The sequence below is a fragment of the Saccharopolyspora shandongensis genome (assembly GCF_900106995.1).
In the GTDB taxonomy this organism is placed as follows: domain Bacteria; phylum Actinomycetota; class Actinomycetes; order Mycobacteriales; family Pseudonocardiaceae; genus Saccharopolyspora; species Saccharopolyspora shandongensis.
This window is the reverse complement of the sequence record NZ_FNOK01000017.1, coordinates 79,371-95,298: the sequence shown is the minus strand read 5'-3', so window position 1 is coordinate 95,298 and position 15,928 is coordinate 79,371. Positions and strand designations below refer to the sequence as shown.

Below are 15,928 nucleotides of genomic sequence, written 5' to 3'. Positions count from 1 at the left end.
GAGGGCTCACCGTTCCGGTGTTCTGGCAGGTCACTTGCGGAGGTGGTCGGCGAGCCAGTCCGCCGTGTCGGGGAGCCACTTCCAGCGGGTGGTCTCCAGCAGGTGGTTGCCCTCCGGGATCAGGAGGTACTCGGCGTTCGGGGCGTGGCGCGCCAGGGGTTCGGCGTTGGCGACTCCCGGGATCACGTCGAGGCCGCCGTCGAGGACCCGCATCGGCTGGGCGATGCGCGGGGCGATCTCTGCGGCGTTGATGCCGCGGGCGAAGTCGCGGCCAGCCGTGGCGCTGCCCGTGCGCAGCGCGAAGGTGTCCGTCACGTAGGGCGCCAGCTGGTCCCAGTGCAGGGCCGAGGGGCCGCTGACGCTGACCAGCGCGCGGATGCGCGGTTCGTGCGCTGCCGCGAGGGCGCCGAGGTAGCCGCCCATGCTCAGCGCCATCGCGGCGACCCGCTGTCCGTCCACATCGGACCGATCCTCGATGACGTCGAGCACCCGGTGGACCACCTTCTGGTACTCGGGCTCCCAGTGGCTCCGCGTCGCGAGCTCACCTTGACCTGGCCCGTCGATGGCGAGAACCGCGACGCCGCGGCGGAGCAGGCTGTCCGCGATCGGCATGAACTCGACCTTGCCGGAGTTCATGCCCGGGATCAGCACGACGACGGGCGCGCGGATACCCGTCGGGCGCCGCAGGATTCCGGCGAAGTCGGGGTCGGTGATGTGCTCGGCGGCCGGGTCGGCGCGGCGTTGTGCGTCGGCGGATGCCTTGGCGGCCGCGGCGTGCGCGCCGAGGTCCGGGTTCGGCAGCACCGTGGCGAAGTGGAACCACAGCGCGGCGTCGCGGTAGGCCTCCGACGCCGAAGCGCTCAGGCCCTGCTCATCGGCTTGCTCGGCGCGGGCGAGGTGTTCGCGGCCGGCGCGGGCGAACGCCGTCGGCCAGTCCCGGATCGACGTGAGCTCGACGGTCACGGCGTCGTACTGGAACGGGTCGATGCCCGCCGCGATGGCGCGCGGGCGGTTGGCGTCGGCGAAGCCGGGGAGGAGGTCCGGCTGATCGAAGAAGGTGTGCACGTCGGCTCCGTCGGGAAGTTCTGCTGCGCCCCAAGCAGACACCGGCCGAGGTGGGGCGGTCCAACAGCGATCCGTAGGCTGTGACAACCAGTGGTTGTCGTTCGAGGTGAAGGCGTGGATCTTGATCTGGCGCAGGTTCGGGCGTTCGTCGCGGCCGCCCGGGAATCGCACTTCGGGCGAGCCGCCGGGCAGCTCTTCATCAGCCAGCAGGCGCTGTCGAAGCGGATCGCCAGGTTGGAACGCCAGTTGGGCGTCAGGCTGTTCGACCGCGACAAGCACAGCGTGGCGCTGACCGAAGCCGGACGCCGCTTCCTCGAACCAGCGCAGCAGGCCCTTGCCGCCGCCGGCTTCGCGGTGACCGAGGCCCGCCGCGAGCGGCGGTCGCTGCGCGTCGACGTCTGGGGCCATCTGTACGCCCCGATGCGCACGATCGGGCTCGTCGTCGAGAACGCTCTCGGCGCCGAGCTAGGGCTCAGCCGCGATCTGGTGGCCGCGACGACGGCGTTGGGGCGCGGCGAGATCGACGCCGGGTTCGGCCGGGTTCCTCCGCTCGGCGAGGAGTTCGAGCACCAGGTGGTGCGCCTCGAACCGGTCGACGCCATCGTCGGCCCGGCCCATCCCCTGGCGGGCGCGGCGGAGCTCCGGCCCGCCGACCTGCGCGGCAGCACGATCTGGTGCCCGGCCGCGCTGGACCGCCTGGACTTCCTCGACCGCTTCACCATCCACTTCGGACTCGATGCGGTGGCGGCCAGTGTCAACCTGGGCCTGGACCACTTCCTCGACCAGATCCGCGCGGAACCGGAGCGCGTGGCGATCCTGCCCAGCGGCGTCCCACTGCCGGAGAACACACCGCTGAGCCGAGTTCCCCTCACCCGCCCCACGCCGCTTTACGCCTGGTCCTTGCTCTGGCGGCGGGGCAACCCGAGCCGCTCCCTCGACGCACTCCGCCGCTCCTGCGACGAAGCCACGACCCAACGCGGCTGGCTCGACTACGACGCCACGCGCCACTGGCTCCCCGACGCCGACCGCGCAACACTCGACTGAGCGAGATGGCGCCGTTTTCGCGCGAAAACGCCACCCGGCACGCGTGGGGAACGCCGTTTTCGCGCGAAAACGCCACCCGACACGCGCACGGAACGTCGGTTTCGCGAAATCGCCATCCGGCAGGCGTGGGGCGCGTTGGTTTCGCGCGAACGCGGCGCGGTGCCGTCAGGGTTGGTTGGCGACGGAGATTCGTCGTAGGGCTAGGAGGCCGCCGATGCCCGGGATGATCGCGAGCCATCGGGCGGCCTGCGGGGCCGGGATGAGGAAGGTCGCCGCGATTGTGACAAGGTAGGCCATGCCGTGGATCGGGCCGCCGAGCGACGTGATCGGGGCCAGGTGCGCGGTGAACACGTTGAGCAGCAGGATCGCGAGCGAGGCCGCCTCGACGCCGGCCGCGATTCGCAGCGTCAGCACGGGCTTCACGCTCCCGTCGTCGAGCCGGGGCGGACGATCATGAGCACCACGACGATCACCCAGAGCACGTTGAAGATGCCGGTGAGCATCGCCAGGCGCTTCGCCGTGGCGTTCAGGTCGTCGGCCTCGCCGAGCATGCGCCGCTGGGCGGGGAGGATCGCCATCACCAGGATGGCCGCGGCGATCGCCGTCAGCACGATCGAGATGATCAGCCAGGGGTCGGTGAGGACGCCGAGCTGGGCGCCGGTCGCGAGGCCGAAGACCGGGACCGCGATGCCCGCGACGGCGTAGCCGCGGCAGATCCGGTGCAGCAGCTTGGCGATTCCGGCCGCGCGGTCGGAGTCGGGTGCTTGCTTGGCGTACCGCGGGAACATCGAGGCGGCCACGGTGATCGGCCCGATCACCAGCATCGCCGCGAGGACGTGGATGGACAGCAGCAGCTTGGTCACCGCAGACCCCCAGATATGTAGTCTGTCGACATGTTGATTGGCAATATATACACGACTGTGTAGGCTGCCAACTCATGAGGGTCGATGCGGTGCGAGGGCATCTGGACGGGCTGCTGCTGGCCGTGCTGGAGCACGGACCGCTGCACGGCTACGCGATCATCACCGAGGTCCAGCAGCGCAGCGGCGGCGCGCTGGAACTGCGCACCGGGACGATCTACCCGGCCCTGAACCGGCTGGAGCGACTCGGATTGCTGCGCAGCAGCTGGGAATCCATCGGCGAACGGCGCCGCCGCTGCTACCGGCTCACCGACGCTGGGCGGGGCAACCTGGCCAAGGCGCGCACGGCCTGGGACGACTTCACGGCCACGATCAGCGCGGTCCTCAACCCGAGCCGGGGCACCGCATGAGCGCCGATCCGATCGAGGACTACGCCGCCGAGCTGACGACCGCCCTGCACGGCCCGGCGCGGGCGAAGTCCCGGCTGGTCGGCGAGATCCGCGACGGCCTGGTGGACGCGGTGGCGGCGCAGACCGCCGAAGGGTTGCCGTACCGGCAGGCCGTCGAGCAGGCGGTGCGGGAGTTCGGAACGCCCAGCGAGCTTGCGCCGAGCTGCCAGCAAGAGCTCACCATCGCCCAGACCCGGCACACCGCCCGGGCGCTCATCGTCACCGTCGGATTCCTGATCGTCTGCTGGTACGCGATCTGGACGGCCAGCCACATCCAGGGCTGGCAGCTGCCGCACGCGGTCCAGCTGCTGACCGCTGTCGCGGCGGCCGCCGGGGTGCTCGCGGCGGCGACCCTGGCCGCGACCGGGCCGCTCACCCGCTGGTTGCCCGTGCCGGACCGGCTTCCGCTGCTGGTCGGCTGGGCGGGCACCACCGCCAGCGTGGCCATGCCGTTCGCCGGGATCGCGCTCGCCATCGCCTTGCCGTTGGCGACCGCGTGGCCGCTGATCCTGCTCGCGGGCGGGTTCACGGTCGCGTCGCACGCGGTGCTGGCGACGTCGGCCCGGGTCTGCCGCGAGTGCGCCCGCCTGCCGATCTGCTGACCCGCGATCAGCGATTGCCGTTTTAGGCCTCGTCGTACCTGTGGGGCGACGTTTTCGCGCGAAAACGGCGCGCGCACGCCTGGAGAATGACGGTTTCGCGCGAAACCGCCGCCTCAGCGGGGGTGGCCGGTCGGTGCGTGGGGAGGGGGCGCACCGACCGGCCCGCAGGGGCCCGGCGCCGGAGGGTTCGGGGGCGCGTCGGCTTCCGGGCCCTTGGTCTAGGGGTTCAGAGGCGGTGGAGGGCTTCGAGGATTCTCTGCTGGATCTCCTGTGGTGGAGCGGAGATCTCGGTGTCCGATGTGGAGTTTTGGGGTTCGTCGTCGGGTGCCGGCTCGCGGAGGCGGTGGCGGCCCGGTTGCGAACGTTGTTGTCGTTCGGCTTCGACGTTGGCGATCAGCTGCCAGACCGTCAGGGCTCCTTCGCCTCCTCCGGCATGCTGCGGCTGGTCGGCCTTCCAGTGCATGGCGAGGAAGAAGAGCGCCGGGGCGGTGACGATCACGGCGATGACCGGGAGCATTACGAGCATTCGACGGTTCCTTCTGAGTTGGTGGTCGGGGACTTTTCCTGGAGCAGTCGGGAGATCTCGGAAAGAACGGTGGCGACGGCTTCGAAGTCGTCGGCATCGCGGTGACCTGCGCCGACCTGGAAGGCGAGGTCGTCGAGCAGCCATTGGGCCCGCCGCAGCAGGACCGCCAGGGCCGCGTTCTCAGCGCCCACGGCCCGGCGACGTCGACTGGAAACCGTTGGCGTCGGGGCGAGTTCCGGCTATGCGGTGCGCTTCTGCGTTGCAGTCGCCGCAGGTGGACCACAGCCAGCCGAGATCCGAGTTGTCGGCCGGCAAGTTCCGCTCGCACAACGTCGACACCGGCATGCCGGTCGGATAACCGCCGCCCGGACGGGAATCCAGGCTCGCATGCCGCTGCCCATCCGCAGGAACCCAGTGGAACGAATACATCCAGCACCCCCACGCCGTTGACTTTTTGTTTCCGGAATCTAGAAAACCAACGGAAACTTTGATCGGCAACTACCTCTTCGAGTGATGCTCAACCGCTACTGTGAGGCATATTCTTCGTTGCATGCCTGGAAACACTCGGACACCCAAAGCGCGCGCCCTAGGCGCCGCGCTCCGCGCGGCACGCGAAGAGCAAGGCTGGAAGCTGCGGCATTTTGCGAGCCAGATCGAGTGCGCGCCCGGGACTCTCTCCCGATGGGAAACCGGCGACCGTTGCCCAAAACCAGCTGATGTAGCGCGGATTCTGACAACCCTTGGCGTGACAGGCGAACGGTACGACGAGATCGTCGACATGACGCGGAATACCAGTGCTCCGCATTGGCTAGCCGTCAGTCTCCCCGAGCAACGTCAACAACTCGCCGCACTCCTGGAATTTGAGCGAACTGCAACGGCCATCACGCAAGCCGCGCCTCTGCTCATTCCGGGATTGCTCCAAACCACGGCCTACGTTCGAGCGATCATGACCGGCGGCGGCGTCCCGCTGGGTGAGATCGAAACCAGAATCGCCGTTCGTGCCGGACGACGTGAGGCGATCACGCGCCAGGAAAATCCGGTACGCCTCGCCGTCGCGATCGGCGAAGCTGCTCTGCGGCAAGTCCTTGGCGGGCCGAACGTAATGGCCGATCAGATGGACCATTTGCTGCTCATGTCGGAGCGGGAGAACGTGGACCTGCGGGTTGTGCCCTTCGCCAGCGGCTGGCATCCCGCCCTGGAGGGCCTGTTCATCCTGATCGAATCGGAGGAATCCCGACCTGTCGTCCAGCTGGAAAACCGCCGATCGGGGCTATACCTGCATGAGCCAGACGACGTAGAAATTTATCGCCAAGCAGCGGATATGGTGTTCAAGGCGGCGCTGAGCTACGCGGGATCCAGGAAGCTCATCGCCGAAATCCGCAAAGACTTGGAGGCCGAGCGATGACGAGAGTGATCAACTGGCGTAAGTCGAGCTACAGCCAGAACACCGGCGACTGCGTCGAAGTAGGCCGCGTTGTGACCGGCTGGCGAACGTCGAGCCGGAGCCAGAACACGGACTCCTGCGTCGAGATCGGCGCGTTACCTGGTGGTACCGCTGTGCGGGACACGAAGGACCGGTCGGCTGGGTACTTCGTCGCGGATGCTTCGCAGTGGTCCAGCTTCGTCGCTGCTGTTAAGGATGGGCGGTTCGAGCGCTGAGGTGCTGCTCAAGGCCGTGAGTACTTTGTGTTGCTATAGCAGCACAAAGTACTCACGGGCCTTCCAATCGGCGGGCACGCGACACGAGGTGTCGGCGCTCGGGTGCGCTCGTCGTTCGGCGGGCCGCTTCGCGGAACGCCTCCGCTGCTGCGGCGTTCTCGCCGAGGAGTTCCAGCAGGTGGGCGCGGGTGGCGAAGAGCCGGTGGTGGCAGGCGATCCGCTTGTCCTCCGCCAACGTCGCCAGCAGTTCGAGCCCGGCCGCCGGGCCGTGGACCATCGCGACCGCGACCGCTCGGTTGAGCGTCACCACCGGGTTCGGCCCGGTTTCCTCCAGGAGTTCGTAGAGGACCAGGATTTGCGGCCAGTCCGTGTCCTCCGAGCTCTCCGCCTCGTCGTGCACCGCCGCGATGGCCGCTTGGAGCTGGTACGGGCCGACCTGGCCGCGCGGCAGGGTTCGGCTGATCAGCTCGATGCCTTCGGCGATGAGCCGGTGGTTCCAGCGGCCGCGGTCCTGTTCCTCCAGCGGCACCAACTCGCCGTGCTCATCGGTTCGCGCCGGGCGGCGGGCGTCGGTGAGCAGCATCAGGGCGAGAAGTCCCGCTGTTTCGGTGTCTTCGGGCACCAGGCGGTGCAGCAGGCGGGCGAGGCGGATCGCCTCCGTCGACAGCTCCGGCGCCGTCAGGTCCGCGCCGTCCGTCGCTGTGTAGCCCTCGTTGAAGATCAGGTACAGCACGTGCCGGACCTCGTCCAACCGCTCGGCGCGGTCGGCGTCCGCCGGCATGGCGAGGGTCGAGCCGGCGGCCTTGATGCCCTGCTTGGCCCGGCTGATCCGCTGCGCCATGGTCGCCTCCGGCACCAGGAACGCGGCGGCGATCTGCGACGTCGTCAAGCCGCCGACCGCGCGCAGCGTCAGCGCGACCCGGCTCGCCGAGGACAGCGCGGGATGGCAGCACAGGAACAGCAGGGCCAGGGAATCGTCCTGGTCGGTCTCCGGCGTGCTGTCCGCCGCGTGGCTTCCTCGCGGCGACGGCGTGCCGCCTCGCTGCGGACCTGGTCCACCAGCTTCCGCGAGGCGACGGTGATCAGCCAGCCCCGCGGGTTCTCCGGCACGCCCGCGTCCGGCCACTGCAGGGCCGCCGCGATCAGCGCCTCCTGCACGGCGTCCTCGCACGAATCGAAGGCGCCGTATCGGCGGACGAGCGAGCCGAGGACCTGCGGCGCCAGTTCGCGCAGCAGGTCCTCAACACCGTGGCTCACATGTCCCCCGCGGCCTCGTGCAGCACCGGCCACAGCTCGACCGGCTCCGCATCGGCGAACGGCATGTCGGCGGCGATCTCCTGCGCCCGCTCCAGGGATTCGCAGTCGAGCAGGTAGAAGCTGGCGAGGTACTCCTTGGTCTCCAGGTACGGGCCGTCGGTGACCACCGGGGCGCCGTCCTTGCGGCGGATGAGCTGGGCGTTGGCCGCGTCGGCGAGGCCGTAGGCGCCGATCAGCTCGCCGGTCTCGCGGTACCTCTTGTTGAACGCGTCCTGCTTCGCGATCGCCTCGGGCCACTTCTCGGCCGGGTAGGAGTCCCACTTGGCCTGGTTGCCGTAGATCATCGCGACGTACTTCATCTTGGGTGTCCTTCCCGTCCCGCGCGCCCCGTCGGCGCGCTGTCACCCTCTGGTCGGAGTCGACGACGGGTCCTCGACATCCGGGCACCAACTTTTTCCAACTTTTTCTGCACGTGCCGCTGACCAGCCTAAACGCCAGCCAGGAACGGGATCAGCAGCGACGCCAGGGCTTGGGGGCGATCCAGCGGGATGATGTGCCCGCAGTCCTCGACGAGGTGCGCCACGAGATCGTCGGCGATCGGGCGCAGCTGGCGTTCGAGGGCGCTGCCGACCGGATGCGCGCCGATCGCCATGGTCGGCACGCTGAGTCTGGCCGCCGCGACCGATTCGCGGATCTGGCGCGCGCTGGTGGGCATCTCTCGGTAGATCGAGAACGCGCAGCGCAGGGCTTCGCTTTCCGCGTAGGCGGCGACGAACTCGTCGCGGATCTCCCCCGGGATGCCGCGGCCGCGGGTGCCCGTCTTGAGGAACCAGTCGACGTACTCCGCCTCGTGCCCGGCCAGGACGGTTTCCGCGAGCCCGGGGACCGAGTGGAAACCGAACCACCACGGCGCACCGCCCGCGAGGAAGTCCTCGGCTCCGGGCAGCGTGCCTAGCAGCGACTCCATGACCACGAGCCGCCGAATCCGCTCGGGTCGCCGCATGGCCAGCAGGAAAGCCGGCGGCGTTCCCGCGTCGATGCCGACCACTGCCGCCGTCTGCTCCCCCAGCGCGTCGAGCAGCGCCTCGGCGTCGGCGGCGAGCGTGCCCGCGTCGTAGCCGTCGGCCGCTCTCGTGCTGGCACCGAGGCCCCGCAGGTCCGGGGCGATGACGCGGTGGCGGGGCGCCAGCTGCGGGATCACCTCGGACCAGAGCCGCCAGGTGTGCGGAAAGCCGTGCAGCAGCAGGACGGCGGGGCCCGCGCCGGCCACCGCCACGTTGACGTCGATGCCGTTGGCCCGGACCCGGACGATGTCGGGCACGATACCTCCACGAGTGGTTACCATTGGTTACTACAGAACCGTAGGTAACGGCACTCGAGGTGCCAAGACGGCACTTCCACGACAGGTGGTGAGCTCCAGGTGACCGCCCCGAAGGGCAACCGCGGCGATCTCTTCGATCCCGGCTGCCCCACCCGCAGGCTGCTGGACCGGATCGGCACGAAGTGGACGTCGATGGCGGTCAAGGTCCTCGCCGACGCCGATCCCGAGGAAGTGCGCTTCGCCGAGCTGCAGCGGCGAATGCCCGGCGTCTCGCAGAAGATGCTGTCCGCGACGCTGCAGAGCCTCACCCGCGACGGCCTGGTCGCCCGCCGCGTGGAACCGACCGTGCCGCCGAAGGTCCACTACCGGCTCACCGGCCTGGGCCGCTCGCTCGAAGTGCCGCTGGCGGCGCTCCGGGAATGGGCGGAGGAGCACATGGCCGAGATCGATCAGGCCAACGCGACGGCGCGATCCGGCGATAACTGACGTGCCCATCGCCGGGCGCGAAGTCACGGTGCACCCGGCAACGGTGACGGCGATGAGGTGGCGGGATTCGTGTGTCAGTGGCAGCAATCGAGGACCTGCGGGGTCCAGTCTCTCGCCAGGACGTCGACCAGGCCGAGGTCCGTGATCTTGACGCTCGGGGAGACCGCGAGGGTCAGCGTCGAGACGCTCATGAACGGGTTCGCGTGCCGCCAACCCCACGCCTCGAGCGCTTCGCGCACTCGGCGGCTGCCCGCCACGATCTCCGCCGTCGGCTCCGCCGACATGACGCCTCCGACGGCCAGCGGCAGCCGCGCCGCCACGCCTCCGGCGTGGGCGACCGCGACGCCGCCGTCGTCGGCCAGCACCGCTTCCGCGGTGGCTCGCATGGCTCGCCGCGTCGTTCCGAGGGTGACGAAGTTGTGGCTGTCGTGGGCGTACGTGGTGGTCAGGGCTCCGTCGCCGAGGGACATGCCGATGACCGGGACGCACGAGGTGTTGGTGCGGCCGTGGCGGTTTCGCACCCAGAGCAGCGCGACGTGGCCCTCCCACTGCACTTCGCCGTCGAGCACGTCGAGCCGCACCTCGGCCGCCTCGGTGTAGGTGTCGACCGGATTCACCTTCAGCGCGCGGAACTTGTGCCGGCCGTCCGGCAGGTCGAGCCGCCAGCGGAACTCGTCCGGCGCGATCTCGTCGATGTGCACGGAACCGGCGAAGGGGTGGTCGGTGACGTCCGGCGCCGGGTAGGTCGGCTCGCCGCCGCGGGCCACCACCGCGCCGCCGGCGATCACCGTGTGCACCGCGAAGTCGGCCAGCTCGCCGTCGAGCAGCAGCAGGTCCGCGCGCTTCGACGGCGCCACCACGCCGCGGTCGTACTTGCGGAGGCGCTGGGCCGGGTTCCAGGTCAGGGCGCGCAGGGCGTCCAGCGGCGCCAGGCCCGCCGCCACCGCCGTCCGTCCAATGTGGTCCAGGTGGCCCTTCGCGGCGATGTGGTCGGCCGCCAGGTCATCGGTCACCAGGCACAGCGGCGGCAGCTGCGGCAGCGACGCCAGCGCCGACACGACCTCCGGGAGCAGGCACTTCTCCTGCAGCATCACCGTCATGCCCAGCCGCGCCTTCTCGACCGCGACCGCCGGGGCGTTCTTGGTGTGGTCGGAGTCGATGCCGGTGGCCAGGTACTTGCTGAGCTCCTCGCCGGAGAGGTTCGGGCAGTGCCCGTCGAGGATCGTGCCGCGCTCGCGAGCGACCCGGACGATGTCGTGCATCCGCTGGTCACCGGCCACCACGGCCCGGTAGTCCATCACCTCGGCGAGGGCGGAAACGCCGTCCCAGCCGAGGAGTTCGTCGATGTCCTCGGGATCCAGGTGCGCGCCCGAGTACTCCATGCCCGCCAGCGCGGGCACGCACGACGGCACGCCCCAGAGCTGGGTCTGCGGGCAGCGCTCGCCGTCCTCGATCATCCAGCGCATCGCGGCCTTGCCCGCGACGTTGACGATCTCGTGCGGATCGGCGAGCACCGTCGTGGTGCCGCGCGGCAGCGTCAGCCGGGCGAAGGCCGCGGGCGTCGCGAACGAGCTCTCGACGTGCATGTGGGCGTCGATGAACCCCGGGACGACCAGCCTGCCGCCGGCGTCGATCACCTCGGCGGCTTCCGGGCCGGCGCCGGGCGGCACGACGCCGCTGATCACCTCGCCGGTCACCAGCACGTCGGCGTCGAAGATCTCGCCGGTGAACGTGGAGACCACGCGTCCACCAGTGATCCGCAGGTCGGTCAAGGCAAGGCTCCTCAGGATTCGTCGTGGGCAGGTCGTCCGACGAGGTCTTGTGCGACACGCCGATGGTCCGCAGTTTCCATTGAGGTTTTTCCAACCTCAGTTTGCGTGGCGGTGCGGGTAGCGGAACCTCAGAGGCTCCCTGGTCTGTGGGTGCCCTGACTTATGTATGTCCAATACACGGCGTCAGGGCCGTCCTCGCCGAGGGAACCCCAAAGGGGTGGGCACCGTGAACCCGCGGCGGTGCAGGTGTCGTAGGTGGGCTATGCGCCTGCGGCGCATGCGACACCCCATCGACGTGCACCTTTGCGCCCCGCGACTGCGGGCTCACCAGGATGAAAAACGCTCATTGAAACTGGACCTCCGATTTCAATGGAAACTGCGGGAGGTCGACACCGCCGGGGGACCCGCTAGTGGGCGGAGGTGGCGAAGAAGAGGACCAGGATCGGCAGCATGATCCACATGCCGAGGTGGATGTCCCGGAACTTGCCCGCCACCACCTTGATCAGCACGTACGCCGTCAGGGCGGCCGCGATGCCGTTGCCGAAGTTCCCCCAGAAGATCGTGCACGCCACCAGCAGCCCGGCCGGGATCGCCTCGGTCAGGTCGGTCATGTCGACCTTCTTGAAGCCCCGCATCATGCTCAGCCCGACCACGACCAGCACCGGCGCGGTCGCCGCCGACGGGATCATCGTGGCGAACGGCGTGAACAGCAGCAGCACCAGGAACAGGCCCGCCGTGGTCAGCGACGTCAGCCCGGTGCGGCCACCGGCGTCGGAACCGGCCGCGGACTCCGCGTAGGTGGTCACCGACGGGGCGCCGAACATCGAGCCGCCGGTGATCGCGACCGAGTCGACCAGGAACGTCCGGTTGATGTTCGACTTCTGGCCCTCGCGCTCGGTCAGCCCGATCCGCTCGGTCACCGCGAGGACGACGCCGGTCGCGGAGAACAGCTCCGAGGCGAAGAACGCGAACAGGTACTGCAGGTACTCCGGCCGCAGGGCGCCCCAGACGTCGATGTGGAACGCGACCGGGCCGACGCCGGCCGGCGCCTGGAACCAGTGGTCCGGCAGCTCCGTGACGCCCAGCGGGATGCCGATCAGGGTCAGCACCACGATGCCGATGACGAACGCGCCCGGCACCTTGCGCGCCTGCAGTGCGGCCACCAGCACGATGCCGCCGAGCGCGAGCAGCGGTTCCGGTGAGCTGAGGTCGCCGATCTCCAGCCCGCTCTTGCCCGGTTCGAGCATGCCGGAGAGCTTGAAGCCGATGTAGACGATGAACAGCCCGATGGCGGTGCCGATGGCCAGCCGGATGTTCTGCGGGATGACCTTGGCCAGCAGCCCGCGCAGCCCGAGCAGCGACAGCGCGAGGATCGCCACGCCGGACCAGAAGACCATGCCCATCGCGACCGGGTACGGCACGTGCTGCTGCTGCACCAGCGTCGCCGCGACCAGCGCGGTTCCGCCGAGCCCGGGCGCGAGCACGAACGGCATGTTGGCGAAGAAGCCGACCGCGGCGGTGGCCAGCACGATCGTCAGGATCGTGCCGGTGGTGGCCGCGGCGTGCGGCACGCCGGCCTTGGCGAGCATGCCGGGGATCACCACCACTGCGTAGGCCGACGCGAAGAACATGCTCAGCCCGGCCAGCAGTTCGGTGCGCACCGAGCTGCCGCGTTCGGACAACCGGAACCAGCCGTCCAGCTTCGATCCCGATCTCACGTCGGTCATCAGCGGTATCTCCCCTGGTGAAAGATGCAAGCGCTTGCATTGCAAGCGATTGCAGGGACGATAAGCGGCAGGGTATGAAGGTGTCAAAGAGACGTGAGGGAGGACGCGATGGCGCGGCTGGCCGACGTGGCCCGCAAGGCCGGCGTGTCGGTGGCGACCGCGTCGCGCGCGCTGGTGCGGCCGGAGATGGTCGCGGAGCGGACCCGGCAGCGGGTTCGCGACGCGGCGATCGAGCTCGGCTTCCGCTACCACCCGTCGGCCCAGGCGCTGGCCACCGGGCGCAGCAGGCTGCTGGCCATGATCGTCCCGGACCTGACGAACCCGTTCTACGCGACGATCATCGCGGGCGCGCAGCGCGCCGCCGAGGAGGCAGGCAACGATCTGCTGGTCGTGGTCAGCGACGAATCGCCGGAGCGGGAACGAACCCTGATCGACCGGCTGCGCGACCGGGTCGACGGCTTCGTGGCCATCGCCCCGCGCGGCCCGGCCTCGCTGTTCACCCTCCCGGACGTGCCGATGGTGCTGGTCGACCGGCGGGCGCGCGGCGTGCCGTCGGTCGTCATCGACACGCCCGGCGGGCTGCACGAGATGGGCGCGCACCTCGCCGGGCTCGGCCACCGCCGCATCGCCTACCTCGGCGGGCCGCGCGGCTCGTGGGCGGACCCGCGCCGGCTCGACGGCCTGCGCAACGGCTCCGGGCACGAGGTCGTCGCGTTCGGCCCGCTGCCACCGACCTTCGAGGCGGGCAACCGGATCGCCGACGAGCTGGTGGCGAGCGGGTGCACCGCCGCCGTCGCCTACAACAGCGCGCTGTTCCTGGGGCTGATGTACCGGCTGGCCACGCTCGGCGTGCAGGTTCCGGAGCAGCTCAGCGTGTGCTGCGCCGACGATCTCGCGGAATTCGGCCTCGCCGTGCCGGAAGCGACCACGCTGCACGTCCCGACCGAGGACGCCGGCGCCTCAGCGGTGCGCACGCTGCTCGGCGTGGTCGACGGGCGGCCACCGGAGCCGCGGCACCGATCGGTGCCCGTCGAGCTCGTGATCGGCGCGACCACGGCCGCACCCGCCTGAACGGCGCAGGCCACTGGGCCGTGAGCACCACGACTTCCACTGATGTTCGGCTCTTGAACGCTTCACCCGTTACGGACCGTTGGGTCATGCGGTAAGACTTCACTCGTGTGGACCACCACCCGGCCGACGGCAGAGGCGCTCGATCGGACCGACCAGCTCGCCGATCTGCGTGCCCGCTACGACCTACCGCCCGGCCTGATCCACCTCGACGGCAGCAGCGGCGGCCCGCTGCCGCGCACCACACCCGACCGGCTACGCCGGTTCGTCGAGCACCACCGGCAGTCCTACACCGGCCGCGTGTGCGGCGAATCCGAATGGCGCGGCGAAGCGCGGCTCGCGGCGGCATCGCTCGCGCCGCTGATCGGCGCCGAGGCCGGCGAGATCACCGTCGCCGAGACGGCATCGATCAGCCTGTTCAACACGCTGCTCGCGGCCGCGCGGCTGCGCCCCGGGCGGCCGATCCTCGCGGTGGGCCGGGACTGGTTTCCCGCCGACTGCCTGCTGGCCCGGTCCGCGGCCGACTTCATCGGCGGTCGCCTGCACCTGATCCGCAGCAGTGCGGACCTGTCCGAGCTGCCTGCCGGCCAGGTCGCGGTGGTCGCCGTGTCGCACACCGACACGCAGACCGGAGGCGTGCGCGACGCGGCCGCCATCACGGCCGAAATCCACCGGGCGGGCGCGCTGGCGCTGTGGGAGCTCAGCGGCTCGGCGGGCGCGCTGGACGTGGATCTGCGCGGCTGGGACGTCGATTTCGCCATCGGCAGCGGCGACCGCTACCTCGGCGGCGGCTCGGGTGCGCCCGCCTACTGCTTCGTCGCCGAACGGCACCGCCACGAGGCGCCGAGGACCTCCTGCACCTCAGCGGGCGCACTGCCGTCGCTGGGCGACGGGTTCGCGGGCTCCCTGTCTCTCGCCGAGCTGCGATCGGGACTGTCCATCCTGGACGGTGTGGCCCCGGCGGCGCTCGCCGCGAAGGCGGCGCGACTGGTGGAGGTCTTCCTCACGCGGCTGGACGACTTCTGCGCCGACGCGCAGATCGAAGTCGTGCCGGTGCGCGAGGGACTGCAGCGCGGCGCGCAGATCAGCCTGCGCCACGACAGGGCCCAGCGGATCGCGGAGGCGCTGTACGACCGCGACGTGCTGGTGGACTACGCCGAGGGCGACCTGCTCAAGCTGAGCTTCGCGCCGTCGTGGCTGCGCTACGTGGACGCCTGGGAGGCGGCGGAGCAGCTCCACGCGACGCTCCACGAAGTCGGGTAGGCATCAGAGGCTCCGGCGATTTCGCGCGAAATCGCCATCTCGCCCTCACGGGGAACGTCGATTTCGCGCGAAATCGACGCACCAGACGGCCGCTTGGGCAAACTCGGGAAGTCCCAGAGGCTTGCGGTCAATGGTGGACTGATCAGCCGATGACGAACGGCAGCTTCGCGGCCAGCTCGCCCAGCTCGGCCTTCTCCGCGTCGGTGGGATTCCGGCGGCCCGTGCCGATCAGCAGCGCGTCCTCGGCGGAGAACGACGCGGGGAACGTCGTCCCGGCGATCTCCTCCAGCATCTCGCGGGTCCGGGCGAGGCCCCCGGCGGGCGGGCCCGCCGCGTCCGGGAGGTGCACGATCAGGTCGAGGTGGTGCAGGGTCCACTCCAGGACGTACGCGGAGAGGTAGTCGCGCGCGGTGAGCACCATGTCCTGGGTGCTCACCACGAGGTTCGGATCGGCGAGCTCGGCGGCTCGCCCGGCGGCGGAGCCGACGTCGTCGAGGTGGAACTTCAGCAGCTCCGGCTGCTCGTAGGCGGCGGCCAGCCGGACGATCAGCGCATCCAGCGGGTCGTCGCCGGTCGGCGGCGTGCCGGAGACCGCCCAGTAGGTCACCGCGTCGCGGGTCGGTTCCGCGTCGGCCGGGGTCACGAGGGTGATCAGGACGTCCTGGGCGTCGATGACCAGGTGGCACACCAGGTCTCGCACGAGCCAGCCGGCGCAACCGGACGGCTGCGCGAAGTCTTCGTCGGAGAGTTCGGCGACGGCCGAGCGCAACGCCGCCCACGAGCGGGAGAAGAGATCCACAGCCGCAAGCTAGCAGCGCCCACCCCGCCC

The 15,928-nt window shown here is 70.1% G+C and carries 19 protein-coding genes and 1 pseudogene; 8 read left to right on the top strand and 12 right to left on the bottom strand.

The features are described from left to right. Positions 1-30: 30 nt before the first annotated feature. Entirely contained in the window at positions 31-1,065 is a 1,035-nt protein-coding gene (locus BLW84_RS19710; protein WP_093267331.1) for an alpha/beta hydrolase family protein, read from the bottom strand. Positions 1,066-1,179: 114 nt separating this feature from the next. Between BLW84_RS19710 and BLW84_RS19705 the strand changes: the two genes are divergently transcribed. Continuing rightward, the gene (locus BLW84_RS19705) at positions 1,180-2,109 is read left to right on the top strand and encodes a LysR family transcriptional regulator (protein ID WP_093267330.1); all 930 of its coding nucleotides are present in this window, start codon (positions 1,180-1,182) and stop codon (positions 2,107-2,109) included. 165 nt (positions 2,110-2,274) lie between these two features. On the opposite strand, the gene BLW84_RS19700 is transcribed toward BLW84_RS19705, so the two are convergent. Next, positions 2,275-2,523 carry a DUF3817 domain-containing protein gene (locus tag BLW84_RS19700; protein ID WP_093267420.1) on the bottom strand — a complete coding sequence of 83 codons (249 nt, stop codon included), beginning with the start codon at positions 2,521-2,523 and terminating at the stop codon, positions 2,275-2,277. Positions 2,524-2,528: 5 nt separating this feature from the next. Next, positions 2,529-2,972: a DUF2269 family protein gene (locus BLW84_RS19695; protein ID WP_093267328.1), complete on the bottom strand. Its 444-nt coding sequence runs from the start codon at positions 2,970-2,972 to the stop codon at positions 2,529-2,531. A gap of 74 nt (positions 2,973-3,046) precedes the next feature. Here BLW84_RS19695 and BLW84_RS19690 point away from each other — a divergent pair, with 74 nt between their 5' ends. Next, positions 3,047-3,379, top strand: a complete 333-nt coding sequence (locus BLW84_RS19690) for a PadR family transcriptional regulator (RefSeq protein WP_093267327.1) — start codon at positions 3,047-3,049, stop codon at positions 3,377-3,379. Then, positions 3,376-4,020 carry a permease prefix domain 1-containing protein gene (locus BLW84_RS19685; RefSeq protein WP_093267325.1) on the top strand — a complete coding sequence of 215 codons (645 nt, stop codon included), beginning with the start codon at positions 3,376-3,378 and terminating at the stop codon, positions 4,018-4,020. Before BLW84_RS19690 ends, BLW84_RS19685 begins: the two co-directional genes overlap by 4 nt. Positions 4,021-4,246: 226 nt before the next feature. On the opposite strand, the gene BLW84_RS19680 is transcribed toward BLW84_RS19685, so the two are convergent. From BLW84_RS19680 to BLW84_RS19670, 3 genes are read right to left on the bottom strand one after another with little or no spacing between them, the layout of a single operon-like run. Beyond that, positions 4,247-4,546 (bottom strand): hypothetical protein, encoded by a 300-nt coding sequence (locus tag BLW84_RS19680; RefSeq protein WP_143061000.1) that lies wholly within the window; start codon positions 4,544-4,546, stop codon positions 4,247-4,249. Further along, positions 4,537-4,737 carry a hypothetical protein gene (locus BLW84_RS19675; RefSeq protein ID WP_093267322.1) on the bottom strand — a complete coding sequence of 67 codons (201 nt, stop codon included), beginning with the start codon at positions 4,735-4,737 and terminating at the stop codon, positions 4,537-4,539. The genes BLW84_RS19680 and BLW84_RS19675 overlap by 10 nt, the downstream gene beginning before the upstream one ends. Further along, positions 4,727-4,975: an HC3 family zinc finger protein gene (locus BLW84_RS19670; RefSeq protein WP_143060999.1), complete on the bottom strand. Its 249-nt coding sequence runs from the start codon at positions 4,973-4,975 to the stop codon at positions 4,727-4,729. The genes BLW84_RS19675 and BLW84_RS19670 overlap by 11 nt, the downstream gene beginning before the upstream one ends. 121 nt (positions 4,976-5,096) lie before the next feature. Here BLW84_RS19670 and BLW84_RS19665 point away from each other — a divergent pair, with 121 nt between their 5' ends. Next, positions 5,097-5,951 (top strand): helix-turn-helix domain-containing protein, encoded by an 855-nt coding sequence (locus BLW84_RS19665; RefSeq protein WP_093267321.1) that lies wholly within the window; start codon positions 5,097-5,099, stop codon positions 5,949-5,951. Next, positions 5,948-6,205, top strand: a complete 258-nt coding sequence (locus BLW84_RS19660) for a DUF397 domain-containing protein (protein WP_093267319.1) — start codon at positions 5,948-5,950, stop codon at positions 6,203-6,205. The genes BLW84_RS19665 and BLW84_RS19660 overlap by 4 nt, the downstream gene beginning before the upstream one ends. A gap of 52 nt (positions 6,206-6,257) precedes the next feature. On the opposite strand, the pseudogene BLW84_RS19655 reads toward BLW84_RS19660, so the two are convergent. The 3 genes and pseudogenes from BLW84_RS19655 to BLW84_RS19645 all read right to left on the bottom strand — a co-directional run bounded on the left by BLW84_RS19655 (position 6,258) and on the right by BLW84_RS19645 (position 8,807). Then, a pseudogene (locus BLW84_RS19655) lies at positions 6,258-7,462 on the bottom strand (RNA polymerase sigma factor). Beyond that, positions 7,459-7,821: a YciI family protein gene (locus BLW84_RS19650; RefSeq protein WP_093267318.1), complete on the bottom strand. Its 363-nt coding sequence runs from the start codon at positions 7,819-7,821 to the stop codon at positions 7,459-7,461. Before BLW84_RS19650 ends, BLW84_RS19655 begins: the two are co-directional and overlap by 4 nt. 128 nt (positions 7,822-7,949) lie before the next feature. Beyond that, positions 7,950-8,807: an alpha/beta fold hydrolase gene (locus BLW84_RS19645; protein ID WP_093267316.1), complete on the bottom strand. Its 858-nt coding sequence runs from the start codon at positions 8,805-8,807 to the stop codon at positions 7,950-7,952. Between the two features lie 75 nt (positions 8,808-8,882). Between BLW84_RS19645 and BLW84_RS19640 the strand changes: the two genes are divergently transcribed. Beyond that, on the top strand, positions 8,883-9,269 hold the full coding sequence (locus BLW84_RS19640; protein ID WP_093267315.1) for a winged helix-turn-helix transcriptional regulator: 387 nt from the start codon (positions 8,883-8,885) through the stop codon (positions 9,267-9,269). 74 nt (positions 9,270-9,343) lie between these two features. Here BLW84_RS19640 and BLW84_RS19635 read toward each other — a convergent pair whose 3' ends face one another. Further along, positions 9,344-11,041, bottom strand: coding sequence for an adenine deaminase C-terminal domain-containing protein (locus BLW84_RS19635; protein WP_218157376.1), 1,698 nt, complete (start codon positions 11,039-11,041; stop codon positions 9,344-9,346). A 407-nt stretch (positions 11,042-11,448) separates the two neighbouring features. After that, on the bottom strand, positions 11,449-12,768 hold the full coding sequence (locus tag BLW84_RS19630; RefSeq protein WP_093267313.1) for an NCS2 family permease: 1,320 nt from the start codon (positions 12,766-12,768) through the stop codon (positions 11,449-11,451). 93 nt (positions 12,769-12,861) lie between these two features. Between BLW84_RS19630 and BLW84_RS19625 the strand changes: the two genes are divergently transcribed. Then, entirely contained in the window at positions 12,862-13,839 is a 978-nt protein-coding gene (locus BLW84_RS19625) for a LacI family DNA-binding transcriptional regulator (RefSeq protein ID WP_143060998.1), read from the top strand. Between the two features lie 105 nt (positions 13,840-13,944). Further along, positions 13,945-15,099 (top strand): aminotransferase class V-fold PLP-dependent enzyme, encoded by a 1,155-nt coding sequence (locus BLW84_RS19620; protein ID WP_093267310.1) that lies wholly within the window; start codon positions 13,945-13,947, stop codon positions 15,097-15,099. Between the two features lie 142 nt (positions 15,100-15,241). Here the strand turns inward: BLW84_RS19620 and BLW84_RS19615 are convergent, their stop codons facing one another. Further along, positions 15,242-15,898 (bottom strand): maleylpyruvate isomerase N-terminal domain-containing protein, encoded by a 657-nt coding sequence (locus BLW84_RS19615; protein WP_093267309.1) that lies wholly within the window; start codon positions 15,896-15,898, stop codon positions 15,242-15,244. Positions 15,899-15,928: the final 30 nt, after the last annotated feature.